Annotated in this window: 11 protein-coding genes; 6 read left to right on the top strand and 5 right to left on the bottom strand. The window is 61.9% G+C overall.

Features of this window, described 5'->3' with window-relative positions; all coding sequences use genetic code 11:
* Positions 1 to 80 precede the first annotated feature (80 nt).
* Both HJC04_RS17060 and HJC04_RS17055 read left to right on the top strand, forming a co-directional pair.
* Positions 81 to 1,811 (top strand): response regulator, encoded by a 1,731-nt coding sequence (locus tag HJC04_RS17060; protein ID WP_221146693.1) that lies wholly within the window; start codon positions 81 to 83, stop codon positions 1,809 to 1,811.
* A 145-nt stretch (positions 1,812 to 1,956) separates the two neighbouring features.
* Positions 1,957 to 3,321, top strand: a complete 1,365-nt coding sequence (locus HJC04_RS17055; protein ID WP_210629016.1) for a bifunctional diguanylate cyclase/phosphodiesterase — start codon at positions 1,957 to 1,959, stop codon at positions 3,319 to 3,321.
* A 273-nt stretch (positions 3,322 to 3,594) separates the two neighbouring features.
* On the opposite strand, the gene HJC04_RS17050 is transcribed toward HJC04_RS17055, so the two are convergent.
* The 5 genes from HJC04_RS17050 to HJC04_RS17030 all read right to left on the bottom strand — a co-directional run bounded on the left by HJC04_RS17050 (position 3,595) and on the right by HJC04_RS17030 (position 7,674).
* On the bottom strand, positions 3,595 to 4,200 hold the full coding sequence (locus tag HJC04_RS17050; RefSeq protein ID WP_210629014.1) for a PRC-barrel domain-containing protein: 606 nt from the start codon (positions 4,198 to 4,200) through the stop codon (positions 3,595 to 3,597).
* Between the two features lie 221 nt (positions 4,201 to 4,421).
* Positions 4,422 to 5,309 carry an SMP-30/gluconolactonase/LRE family protein gene (locus HJC04_RS17045; RefSeq protein ID WP_210629013.1) on the bottom strand — a complete coding sequence of 296 codons (888 nt, stop codon included), beginning with the start codon at positions 5,307 to 5,309 and terminating at the stop codon, positions 4,422 to 4,424.
* 4 nt (positions 5,310 to 5,313) lie between these two features.
* Positions 5,314 to 5,946, bottom strand: coding sequence for a 2-dehydro-3-deoxy-6-phosphogalactonate aldolase (locus HJC04_RS17040; RefSeq protein WP_210629012.1), 633 nt, complete (start codon positions 5,944 to 5,946; stop codon positions 5,314 to 5,316).
* Between the two features lie 13 nt (positions 5,947 to 5,959).
* Positions 5,960 to 6,877 (bottom strand): 2-dehydro-3-deoxygalactonokinase, encoded by a 918-nt coding sequence (locus tag HJC04_RS17035; protein ID WP_210629011.1) that lies wholly within the window; start codon positions 6,875 to 6,877, stop codon positions 5,960 to 5,962.
* Positions 6,877 to 7,674, bottom strand: a complete 798-nt coding sequence (locus HJC04_RS17030; protein ID WP_221146692.1) for an SDR family NAD(P)-dependent oxidoreductase — start codon at positions 7,672 to 7,674, stop codon at positions 6,877 to 6,879. Before HJC04_RS17030 ends, HJC04_RS17035 begins: the two co-directional genes overlap by 1 nt.
* Positions 7,675 to 7,777: 103 nt before the next feature.
* Here HJC04_RS17030 and HJC04_RS17025 point away from each other — a divergent pair, with 103 nt between their 5' ends.
* The 4 genes from HJC04_RS17025 (at position 7,778) to HJC04_RS17010 (ending at position 12,790) form a co-directional block, all read left to right on the top strand.
* The gene (locus HJC04_RS17025) at positions 7,778 to 8,572 is read left to right on the top strand and encodes an IclR family transcriptional regulator (RefSeq protein WP_210629009.1); all 795 of its coding nucleotides are present in this window, start codon (positions 7,778 to 7,780) and stop codon (positions 8,570 to 8,572) included.
* A gap of 257 nt (positions 8,573 to 8,829) precedes the next feature.
* A complete protein-coding gene (locus HJC04_RS17020) occupies positions 8,830 to 9,564 on the top strand; it encodes a LuxR family transcriptional regulator (protein WP_221146691.1) in 735 nt (244 codons plus the stop codon).
* Positions 9,565 to 10,179: 615 nt separating this feature from the next.
* Complete coding sequence (locus HJC04_RS17015; protein ID WP_221146690.1) at positions 10,180 to 11,364, top strand: Mrp/NBP35 family ATP-binding protein; 1,185 nt, start codon at positions 10,180 to 10,182, stop codon at positions 11,362 to 11,364.
* Positions 11,365 to 11,812: 448 nt separating this feature from the next.
* On the top strand, positions 11,813 to 12,790 hold the full coding sequence (locus HJC04_RS17010) for a magnesium transporter CorA family protein (RefSeq protein WP_210629006.1): 978 nt from the start codon (positions 11,813 to 11,815) through the stop codon (positions 12,788 to 12,790).
* The last annotated feature ends 17 nt before the right edge of the window (positions 12,791 to 12,807 follow it).

Below are 12,807 nucleotides of genomic sequence, written 5' to 3'. Positions count from 1 at the left end.
CCGGTTTTAACAGAAAAATGGCATTTCTAATCACACACCTCCGGAAGCCGCGAAATCGAACAGATGTGGGACGAAATGGAATGAGTGCCGGCTTCGAAAAGGCGGACACATCATCAGAGACCGACGGGACGCTCGCCGGGGCCGATCTGCAGACGGCGCTCTTCGATGCGGTGTGCGACAGCCTTTCGGCAGCGTTCATCATCTACGACAAGAACGATCATCTGATCTTCGCAAGCCGCCAGATTCTCGAATTCTTCCCCTTGCCGTCCGAGATGCTGAAGCCCGGAATCCGACTGCGCGATTTCCTGGGCGCGATCTACGATACCGGCGTTCGCCAGCAATATGATATCAAGCAGAGCGGCTCGCTCAGTCGCGAGGACTGGCTGTCGCAGAAGATCGCCTCGCATTGGCGCGAGCGCTTCGAATCCGTCGAGCGACATGGCGCCGACAGCTGGGTCCGCTTCGTCAAGCGCAGGCTGCCGGGCGGTTACGGCGTCACCGTCGTTTCCGACATCTCCGAGGACAAGAAGCGCGAGGAGCAGTGGCGCTCGGACCTGGAGCGGGTGCAGCTCACCGAAGACATTCTCGATAACCTGCCGTTCCCGCTTTTCGTCAAGGATCGCAACCTCACCTATGTCGCGGTGAACCTCGCCTTTTGCGAGAAATACCAGAGGAGCGCCGACGAGGTGCTCGGGCGCAAGAGCGGCGACCTCTTCTCACCCGAGATCGCCAAGCGCTTCGAGGAAAGCGATCGTCACGTGCTGGAAACCGGCGAGATGTCGATCTCCCGCCAGCGGCAGATTTCCCGCGACGGCATCGAGCGCGACATCGTCAGCCGCAAGCACCGCATCGGCAAGCCCGGCCGCTATTTCCTGGTGTCGACCATGCAGGACCTGCCGCGCGACGGCGCCGATCTCGAGGAGTTCGACCGCGCCTCGGCGATCACCGCCTCCGCCAACCAGAGTTATCGCCGCGCCTATGTGCCAGTGCCGAGCGCGGTGGAGCGCCGCGAGCCGGCAGCGATGGAGGCGATCGTTCCGGAGAATTTCTCCGGCCGCAAGATCCTCGTCGTCACCGCCGACCTCGCTGCCGAGACCGCCGCTCTGCGGACGCTGACGAAATATGGTTTCGAATCCTGCTCGGTGCGCGGCGAGGATGAAGAAGAGCGGTTCCTGGAAATCGCCACCTCCTCCGGCATTTCGCTCGATCTGCTGATCATCGACAATCAGATGGGCATGCGCTGCCTCGAGCTTGCCGAACAATATGGAATTCCGGCGCTCGTCATGGACGGGTTCCAGATCGCCAACGAACTTACCTTCCAGATCGCCCGCCATTTCAACCGCAACAGCCGCAACAGCGGCGGCGGTGCGGATACGGATTGGGAAATCAGCATTTCCGACGATACGGTCGGCCTGCAGGTTCTTGTCGCCGAGGACAACGATATCAACCAGATCGTGTTTTCACAGATCCTCGAGGGCCTCGGCTATCGTCATATGATCGCGGCGACCGGCGACGAGGTCGTGCGCCTCTGGGCCGAACACCGGCCCGGGGTGGTGCTGATGGACATTTCGTTGCCGGGCTTCAACGGTTTCGAGGCGGCGCGCCTGATTCGCCAGATGGAGGAAGCCGGCGGCGCAGCCCGCACCCCGATCATCGGCGTGCTGACTCAGGCCTTCGAGCGCGATCGCGCCGAATGCGCCAAATCGGGCATGGACGACGTCATCATGAAGCCTGTCAGTCCCGACATGCTGGAGACGATATTTCAGAAATACCTGACGGAAGGGGCTGCGCCGGTTCGAGCGAGCGGATGAGACGCAAGTCCGGTCGACGTCTCCCATAAACCGCAACCTCCCCAAATCTGGGGTAGATCAGTTCGTCAAGGCGGCTGATTACTAGCGAATTGTTAAGAAATGCCGGTCATTCTCTCCCCGGCTGCGGAGGGAAGCTCGGGTTTGGATGATGAAATCGGCGGAAACAGCTTCCTTGACCGTGAGTCACAATGAGCTTCAGGCGATGGCTTATACCGATCCGCTGACCGGGTTGGGAAACCGCAATCGCATGCGCGACAAGGTGCTGCAAATCTCCGCCGAGCGCGCCGGCGATCCCGCGCCCTTCACCATCGGTATCGCCAATCTCGACAGCTTCAAGCCGATCAACGATCTCTTTGGCTCCTCGGCCGGCGACGAGATCCTTTGCCAGGTCGCCCACCGGCTCCGGGCTTGCATTCCGGACGGAGCGCTGGTCACCCGTCACGACGGCGACGAGTTCGCCTTCGTGCTGCCGTTGATTTTCGAGCGGGCAAGCGCCGAGAAATTCGGCCAGATGATCCGCGAGGTGTTGTCGGCGCCCTATGACCTCGGCGACCGCAATGTGCGTCTGTCTGCCTCCTTCGGCTTCGCCATCTATCCCTTCGCCGGAGAGGACTGCGAAGAACTGTTGAAGAGCGCCGAAACCGCCCTCTATCGTTCCAAGCGCCGCGGCCGCGGCCAGATCACCGTCTATTCGCGTGAAATCGCCCAAGAGATGAAGCGCGCGACACAGCTGGAGCAGGCGCTCAGAAATGCCATCATCTCCGACGCGATCGACGTTCATTTCCAGCCGATCGTCTCGCTTGCCAACAATCAGGTCGTCGGCTTCGAGGCGCTTGCCCGCTGGAACGATCCCGATCTCGGTTTCGTGTCCCCCGGCGTCTTCGTACCGCTCGCCGAGGAGCGCGGCTTCATCGATGCGCTGTCGGAGGCCCTGCTTCGCAAGGCCGCCGAAGCAGCCCTGTCCTGGCCGCGCGAACTCTTCCTGTCCTTCAACCTCTCTTCGGCGCAGCTGATGGATCCCGGCACGAGCGGCAGCATCCTGTCGATCCTCGGTCGCGTCGGCTTCGATCCGCACCGCCTGGAACTGGAGATCACCGAGACGGCGGTGATGGGTTCGGCCGATACTGCCCATCGCATCATCGCCGATCTGCGCGCCGCCGGCGTGCGCATCTCGCTCGACGACTTCGGCACCGGCCAGTCGAGTCTCGGGCGTCTGCGCGACTTCATCTTCGACAAGATCAAGATTGACCGCGCCTTCGTCTCGCGCATCAATTCCGACCGCGCCTCCGAACACATCATCAAGGCGATCCTTTCCATGTGCGAAGGCTTGGAGCTTGAAGTCGTGGCCGAAGGCATTGAGGATTATGCCGAAGCGGCGAAGCTGCGCACACTCGGCTGCGGCATGGGCCAGGGCTACCATTTCGGCCGTCCGGCCGATGGCATCGCCACGCTGCGCTTCCTGCACGAGAACTATTACGATATGGCGCCCGCCGAGCGCGTCAGCGCATAAGCAATCCCAGCAAAAGTGCGCAGCGGTTTTGCGTCCGGGATTGCGTAAAGCAAACAGCCAATCCCAGCAAAAGTGCGCAGCGGTTTTGCGCCCGGGATTGCGTGGAACAAACAAGCCAATCCCAGCAAAAGTGCGCAGCGGTTTTGCCCCCGGGATCGCGTCAGGCAAAAGTGCGCAGCGGTTTTGCGTGGTGAATTGCGTGAAACATGCAATCAGAAAAAGCAATGGCGCCCCTAGGAGCGCCATCGCCTACGCTATACTACCGCGCGCGGTTTACTTAGGCGTGGTCGAGCCGGTTGCCGTCGTATCGGTACCGGTTGCGGCCGGGGCCTTTTCTGCAGACTGCATTGCCAGTGTCTTGAACTCGGGCGCAGCCTTCAACGATTCGGCCGTTTCGCTTGTTGTCAGCTTGAGACTGCCGTCCTGGGTGTTCTGGGCAACCGTGATCTTGTCTATCGGAACGGCGACATCCTTTTCGCCGATGCCGAGGAAGCCGCCGACGCCGACGATTGCGGCAACGATTCCGCCGTCCTTCTTGAGGATAAGGTCGTTGATGCTGCCGATGCTTTCATTGTTGCCGTTGTAGACCGACTGGCCGATATAGGTGTTGGCGCTGATCTGGTCCGGAGCCTGCTCCGTCAGATAGGTACCTTGAGCTACATCCGTGGTCGGTTTTGCAGCCGGAGCCTGTGCAGCGTCGCCTGCGGGCTTGGTGACATCAGGGGTGACCGGCTTGGGGGCAGCCGGGTCGGCCGGCGCTGCCTGATTGGTGGCGGCGGGATCGGCAGGCTGCGGCGCCGTCTGCGAGAATGCCGCCGGTGCGAAAGCCGTGGCAAACAGCGCGCCAGCGGCAACGGTCGTCAAAAGTTTGCGTGTCATTTCGAACCTACTTTCATTTCCCTAGAGTGATCGCTGACTCGGCAATGCATCATCCTTGCCGCGCCGGTTCGAAGGGAAAATGAGTGGTGCGCCGATTGGTTCCGGTTGAAAACACGGAAAATTTCTCGATTATCACGGAACTTTTATTAGCGAACGGGGCCGAGAGGAAAAAAGGCGCCCCCGCTTGGGAGCGCCTTGAATGCGGCTGGCCGACGCCGCAATCAGAGCACATAGACGGGATCGAACACGCCCTTGACTTCGATGCCGAGTTCCAGAAGCGCGCCGGCACTCGGCTGAGCCGAACGGGCATCCTCGTCAAGCCCTTCCCAGGCCGTCGTTACCGCCAGCCGGTCGGCATTGGCGCCGATGAAGGCAGGGCAGGAAGGCTGGACGGCGGGAACCTTGTAGCGCGAGATGCGCAAGCCATCGGGATTGTAGCGATCGACGACGCCGGCGCCCCAGCGGGCATTCCAGATATAGCCGTCGGCATCGACCACCGAGCCGTCAATGTCGCCGGGTTCGTTCATGCTGTCGACGAGCACGATCGGCTCGCCCGAGGGCAGGCCGGTCTGCGGATCGACCATGACGCGCATCAGCCGGTTGATGCGGGAATCCGTGTAGTAGCCGATCGTGCCGTCCGGGGAAAAGCAGATCGAATTCGGAATGCTGATGCCGTTGAAGATCTTTGTCACCTTGCCGCCGGCGACATGATAGATGGCGCCGGCCTGGTTCTCCGCCCGCTTGCTCATCGTGCCGATCCAGAGTGCCCCCGACGGATGGGTGCGGCCGTCGTTCGAGCGATTCTCCGGCCTGTCGTTTTCGAGCGCGGCATAGAAGGTGAGGTTGCCGCTCGCCACGTCGCGCACGAAAAGCCCTTGCTCCGTCGCAATCAGCTGCCGTTCGGCGTCGATGCGGGCCAGCACGCTTGCCATTACGGGCAGCGGATGGACCTTTTTCTCCCCTGTTGCGAGTCTGAGCTCGTGCAGCTCCTTGCCGAGGATGTTGAACCACCAGACCGTATTGCTGTCCGGATCATAGGCCGGTCCTTCGCCGAGAACGGAATTGGTGTTGCAAAGGGTCTTGCCTTCGAACTCGTAAATGTCGGTCATGCGTTCACGCTCCCATGGCTGCATCATAGGCGTAAATGGTCGCCTTGGCGCGCTCGGCAACCTCTGCCGCAGTCATTCCGGGCTTATAGAGGCTGGTGCCGAGGCCGAAGGCTGAGATGCCGGCCTTGGTGTAATCGGCGAAATTCTTGTCCGACACGCCGCCGACGGCGGCAATCGTCAGTTCCGGCGGCAGGATCGCCCGGATCGCCGTGATGCCGGAGGGGCCAAGCACGCTCGCCGGGAAGAATTTGAGACCGGTGGCGCCGGCGCGCGCTGCCGCTAAGGCCTCCGTCGGCGTAAAGACGCCGGGCATCGTCACCATACCATAGTCGCGCGCCCGGATGATCACCTCGGGCTCGACATTGGGTGTGACGAGCAGCGTGCCGCCGGCCGCATTCAGGCTGTCGACCGCCTCGACCGTCAGTACCGTGCCGGCGCCGATCAGCACCTCGGCCGGCGCCATCTTCGCGGCGATCTCGATGGATTCGAACGGCTCCGGCGAGTTGAGCGGAATCTCGATCGCCGTCAGGCCGTTTTCGATCAGGGCGCCGACGACGCTCTCGGTCTCGTCGGGCCGGATGCCGCGCAGGATGGCGATCAGCGGACGCTTCATGTCGGGGAAGGGGATACGGTTCATCGTGTCAGCTTTCTCAATTCGGCCAGATGGCTTCGGCGGCTGCCGATAGGCCGCGGCGCACGGCCGCATCGGCGTCGATGGCGGTGAAGGCAAGGGAGAGGGTGTTGAAGGCCTGCTCGTAGAGCGCCTGCAGGCGTCCGGTGGCGACGAGGGTGATGCCAGTGCCGTTGGCGGCATCTTGCAGCGCGCCGGCAATTTCGAGGCCGATCAGCGTGCCGGAAAGCCGGGCCTGCGCGGCCGCGGCGGAGATCCCGTGCAGCAGCTGGCCGGAACGAGCGGTAAACAGCAGATTGGAGGCAAGTGCGGGATGCGCAAAGGCCGCCGATACGGCCGCCTCGAAGGCAGCCGCATCCGCCGGCTGTTGTTCGGCACCTGACACGGCATGCGACAGGATCGTGTTTTTGCTGATCGCGTCGAAAAGTTCGCCGGTCATGAAGGTCGAAAAGCCGGTGACCTTGCCGTCCACGACATGCACCCATTTCGAATGCGTGCCGGGCATGCAGACTGCCTGCGCCGCCGAATTCGCGCGACCGAGCGCGCCGAGGAGCTGGGTTTCCTCGCCGCGCATGACGTCGGGCCTCGCCACATCGCGCTGGGCAAGGCCCGGCAGGATGCGGATGTCGCGGCTTTCACCCGGCACGCGGACCGCCGCGGTGAGGATCGAGGCGAGCGGCGCCGGCACGTCGATATAGCCGGCTTCGACCCAGCCCTGCCTTGCGCCGGCCATGCCGCAGACGATGACAGGCAGGCTTTCCGGCGCTTCGATGGCGGCAAGATGTGCTGATAGCACCTGGGAAAAGCCGGTCTTTGCCGCGCTCGTCATGCCTTCGCCGCTGCGGCGTTCGGCAAGGATGCCGCCGTCCCTGCCGATCAGCCAGAGCCGGAAACTGCTGGTGCCCCAGTCCACCGCGACATAAGCGGGATTAGCCATTACAAAACGCCTCCGTCGACGATCAGGGACTGGGCGGTCATCGCCGCCGCGCAGTCGGATGCAAGAAACAGGCAGGGACCGACGATGGCTTCCGCCTTGAGCGGGAATTTCAGGCATTGCTGCTCGACCGAGCGTGCGATGCTTTCCTCGGTGAGCCAGAGCTGCATCTGCCGCTCGGTGACGATCATACCGGGCAGGATGCAGTTGACCCGGATATTTTCCGGCCCGAGCCGGCCGGCCATGCTCTTCGTCAGTCCGACAACTGCCGCTTTCGCTGCCGCATAGGCGGGAAATCCGCCCATGTTCAGCTTGAAGGCGATCGACGACATATTGACGATCGCGCCGCCGCCGGCCAACCGCATCGACGGCGCCACCGCCTGCGAGGTGAAGAACACGTGCCGCAGATTGACCGCCTGATTGTTGTCCCAGTAGGCCTCGGTCACAGCGTCGAATTCGTGGCGGTCATCCCAGGCGGCATTGTTGACGAGCACGCGGATCGGCCCGGATGTCTGAACGACGGCATCGACCGTGCGCCGGATCGCCTCGATGTCGCGCAGATCGGCATGGTAGAAGAGCACCGGATGCGCCGTTTCCCGCGACAGTCTTTCCGCGAGTTCCGTGCCGGTCGTCTCGGCAATGTCGATGAAGGCGACCTTGGCGCCTTGACGTGCGAAACCTTCGACGATCGCCGCGCCGATGCCGGATCCGCCGCCGGTCACGAGCACGACGCGATCCTTGAACTCGGGAAATTGTGCTGCCACCGCGCTCACCGTCTCCTCCGGTCTCTGGTGTTCCATTATTTGGAACTTAATTTGACTATGTGGAATTATCGGATTATGCTGGCCTTTCTGTCAAGGGCGCATGCTTGCAAGGGCGGACCGATTCAATGGCACATAGACAATGACTTCGAGCGACGGCATGGCCCAAGCGCGCGAGACCGGCACCCTCGGCAAATTGATGGTTCTCCTCGATCTCGTCACCCACGCGGATGCGCCATTGCGCTTCACCGATATCCTGGCGCTCGCCGGCCAGCCGCGCGGCACGCTGCATCGCCAGCTCAGCCACCTGGTGGAGGAGGGGTTGCTTGAGTTCGATGGCGACGGCCGTTATGCGCCGGGCCTGCGCCTGCTCGATTTTGCCGCGCGCAGCTGGGCGCGCAACGAATTCCGCCTGGTTGCCGAGCCGCACCTGAGCGAACTCCAGCAGGCGACCGGCGAGACGGTGCATCTCGGCGTTCTCCGGGGACAGTCGATCATCTATCTCGACAAGGTCGAAGGCCGTCAGCCGGTGCGCATGTATTCACAGATCGGCAATGCGTCGCCCTGCTACTGCACCGGCGTCGGCAAGGCCGCTCTTTCGCTGCTTCCGCCCGAAACTCTTGTCGATCTCCTCGCCGGCCTGAGCTTCACCCGCTTTACCGCCTCGACCCATGCTTCGGCCGAGACGCTTGCCGCCGAAGTCCGCGAGATTGCCGAACAGGGCTATGCTTTCGACCGCGAGGAGCACGAGGCCGGCATCCGCTGTGTCGCCGCACCCATCTGGTCGGAGGATCGAACCTTCATCGGCGGCATTTCGGTCACCGGCCCGGCCTATCGGCTGTCGATGGAACTTCTGCACCAGTGGGCCGTTCCCGTTCAGCGGGCGGCGAGAAAGATCATGGAAGGCATGCGTGTCCGTCTCGGCCCGCGCCGCTGACGGAACAGGCATCTACCGTACCATTGCTGGACGTGATTTGCGGAGCATGCTTATGACGAGCGCGATATCGAGCCCTAGCGAATCTGGACAACTACTGCGCGAAAATCTACAATCATGCAGCGGTCATGTGCCCAATGTTGAGCATATGGCACATTTTCCTCAAACCGAAGATTGTAATTCCCGATACAATCCAACCATGCGGCGGCAGAATTCGCATGGAATTTTCCCGATTGCTGTGTCGAAGATGAAGAAATGTGATGGCACCCTTGTCACAGGTATCCACTGAAGAAGACGACTATGTTCAGGAAATAGCTGGGCTGAAGACCCAGTTCGATATCTTCCGTTTCATGAAACGCGTGACGGAAGCGTATCGCAGCCGCGCCTTCATGGTTCTCAACCTGCCGCCGATCACCTCTATGGATCTTCAAGCCAGCACAGTGATCACCAGCTGGCCGGCCGAGCTTCTGGCGATTTACGACCAAGAGGGCTTGATGGTGAACAGCCCGGTTCTGAGGCGGTTGAGGACATCGACGCGGCCGTTCTTTTACGATATGTCGCGTGGGACCTGGTCGCGGGACGACGGCAAGTCCGCCCTGGTCACGGGGTTGTTCGAGCGTTTCAGGATGATGCGCGGCGCCTATTTCCCAACCCATGAGGCCTCCGGCCTGCGCGGCGCCGTCTCCTTCTCGGGCGATCGTGAACCCTTCAGCGCCGCCGAGATGCGCGAGCTTTGCTATATCGCCATCCATGTCTTCGACAGGCTTGCCGAAATCCGCAACCTCGATGCGCGCATGACGGACTCGCTGACCGACCGCGAGATCGACTGCCTCAACTGGACGGCGGCCGGCAAGACCAGCGCCGAAATCGCCGAAATCCTGGCGCTGTCCGAACATACGGTCAATCATTACCTCAACCGCGCCACCAAGAAGCTCGACACGGTCAACCGCACCCAGGCGGTCGCCAAGGCGCTGCGGATCGGCCTGATCAAATAAGTTGCAAAGATGGCGGCGCGCTGTGGCCGGCCGCTCAGTGCTTAGGCAAAACCGGGATGCTGCCCCGGCACTTCTCCGCGCTTTTCCGATTTTTTTCATCTGGCACGCTTTCTGCATCTTTGTTGCCAGAGGTCCAGAGGGGACTTTGATGACCAGCGCCAGGAAATGGCGCGGCCGACACACCGCTGTCCGACGCCGACGCCGCTTCTCTCCCGGCGTTCGGCGTCGGAGGCGGTTGTTGCCTTTCGGCACCGCTTCGTTCGCAGCTGTTCACGAATTCCTCTTCCTGATCACTTTTCTCTGGCCTTTTTTTCGGCTTGCGCTAGTTCGCCCCGCATTGCGCCGGTTCTCGGGGAGAGAGACCGTTGCGGCCATCAGGGCGAAAAGCCCGGCGGACTTGATGGCCGCAACGGATTCGCGGGGTCCCCGCCGGCGTTTTTCGAAGCCCGCGAATTGATTTTCCTCCCGATGATTTTGTTTGGCGAAGGCGGGCGGCTCCACTATCTCTACCGCATGATTTCATGCCTTGGTCGGAATCGGCTAGGACTAAAATCATGTGTGCGCAATGAAAGACGCGCGGCGCCGTAGTCTGCGAGAAGAAGCAATGAGGGTGGAATGACCGACGTCACGAAGGAACAGGTTCTCGAAACGCTGAAGACCGTGCGCGGACCGGATCTCGAACACGACATCGTCGCGCTCGGCATGGTCTCCGATGTCTTCATTTCCGACGGCAAGGTCTATTTCTCCATCACTGTTCCGGCCGAGCGCGCCAAGGAGCTGGAGCCGATGCGGCTTGCCGCCGAGCGCGTCATCAAGGAGATGCCGGGTGTCAAAGGTGCGCTCGTCACGCTGACCGCGGACAGAAAGGCGGCGTCCGCCGCGCCCGCCGCCCGGCCCGTGCCGAATCCGCCTCACGGTCACGCCGGTCATGATCATGGGGGCCACGATCACGGGCACCACGCGCATGCGCCGCAGCAGCAGCCGCCCCGCGCCGGCAAGATCGCCGTCCCCGGCATCGGCGCCATTATTGCCGTCGCCTCCGGCAAGGGCGGGGTCGGCAAGTCGACCACCGCCGTCAACCTGGCGCTCGGCCTGCTCGCCAATGGTCTCCGGGTCGGCATTCTCGATGCCGATATCTACGGCCCCTCCATGCCGCGGCTCTTGAAGATCTCCGGCCGCCCGACGCAGATCGATGGCCGCATCATCAACCCGATGGAGAATTACGGCCTCAAGGTCATGTCGATGGGTTTCCTCGTCGACGAGGAGACGGCGATGATCTGGCGCGGGCCGATGGTCCAGTCGGCCCTGATGCAGATGCTGCGCGAAGTGGCATGGGGCGAGCTCGACGTCCTCGTCGTCGACATGCCGCCCGGCACCGGCGATGCGCAATTGACGATGGCCCAGCAGGTGCCGCTTGCCGGCGCCGTCATCGTTTCCACGCCTCAGGATCTCGCCCTGATCGATGCCCGCAAGGGCCTCAACATGTTCCGCAAGGTCGAGGTGCCGGTGCTCGGCATCGTCGAAAACATGAGCTATTTCATCGCGCCCGACACCGGCACCCGCTACGACATCTTCGGCCACGGCGGCGCCCGCAAGGAGGCTGAGCGCATCGGCGTGCCCTTCCTCGGCGAGGTGCCGCTGACGATGAACATCCGCGAAACCTCCGACGCCGGCACGCCGCTGGTCGCCTCCGATCCGAACGGCGTCGTCGCCGGCATCTATCGCGGCATCGCCGCCAAGGTGTGGCAGCAGCTCGGCGGCCAACCCCAGCGGCCGGCGCCGGCGATCGTCTTCGAATGACGTCTCCGGCTATGGGCACGACTTCCGGGCCAGGGCGCGGATGACAGCAAAGCGCTGAACCGCCGAATCACCGTTGCGATCACTCCGAATTGTGCGGGAAACGTGGTGAAAAGGCGCACTTCACGGAAGATGTCTTGATTATTTCACGGCTTTGCTTCATATGCCGCGGCGCCATGATGGCGTTGCTGCAGATGCTCATGACGGCCGTCTTCGTTTCGAAGGTCCGGCCCGCCTGCAAGGTCGAAGGATGGGTACTGCGATGCGGTTGAGCACAATGGGCATGCTGGCTTCAAGGCCGGATGCAGCCGGAGTTGTATGAACTTTCTTGATCCGCTTCCGTTTGGACCTGGAACGAGCCACCCTCGCATTGCCGCGATGGCGGACGGATGGAAAGGCTTGCAATGAAGATGATGACCACGAAGTGGCGTGAGCATCGGAGACGCTGCCGGTGATCACCGCTTATTGTTCTAATTGCAGATCGGTCGAGATCCGCGATCTCTCGCAGACGGCATCCGTTCCCCAGGATATCGTCTGGATCGACATGATCGAGCCGAGCCGCGAGGAGGAGCTTTATGTCGAAAAGGTCCTCGGTATCGGAGTTCCGACCCGCGACGATCTGAAGGACATCGAACCGTCGGCTCGCCTTTATATCGAGAACGACGCCGTCTTCATGACCGCTTCGCTGGTCTGGAAGGCGGATACCGACGCGCCGACGCTGACCGATGTCGCCTTCATCCTGGCCGGAAACCGTCTGGTCACCATCCGATACGCCCAACCTAAATCCTTTGCGCTGTTCATCGCCGCCCTGCACCGGCTGCCGGAAAACTGGCGCAGCGGTGCGGCCCTTCTCGCCAAGCTCCTGGAGACGATCGTCGACCGGACCGCCGAAATCCTGGAAACCTCGGTCTCGCGCATTGACATCCTGTCGACGCACGTCTTCGGCGACCGGGCTAAAAAGGTCCGTAAGCCGTCGAATTACCTTGAGGAAAAGCTGCGCGATATTGCCGGCCATCATCGTATGATCAGCAAGCTACGCGACAGCCTCGGCTCGCTTTCCCGGCTAATGACATTCTTTCACACCATCCCGGCGATCCAGCAGGACCGCGAGGCGAAGGAACTCTGCCGCACCGTGTCGCGCGATATCCAGTCGCTGTCGGAGCATGCCTCCTTCATCGCTGCCAACATCACCTTCCTGCTCGACGCCTCGCTCGGTCTGATCAACATCGAGCAGAACTCGATCATCAAGATTTTCTCGATCGCCTCGGTCGTGTTCCTGCCGCCGACATTGGTCGCCTCGATCTATGGCATGAATTTTCATGTCATGCCCGAGCTGGCCTGGACGGCGGGTTATCCCTATTCGCTGACTTTGATGGTAATATCGGCCGTCATCCCCTTTTTCTTCTTTCGCTGGAAAGGCTGGCTCTGAGGAGCCTGTTGAAATTT

The sequence above is a fragment of the Rhizobium sp. NLR8a genome, from assembly GCF_019685235.1.
Classification (GTDB): domain Bacteria; phylum Pseudomonadota; class Alphaproteobacteria; order Rhizobiales; family Rhizobiaceae; genus Rhizobium.
The sequence above is the reverse complement of the archived record's forward strand: the minus strand, read 5'-3'. Positions and strand labels throughout refer to the sequence as shown.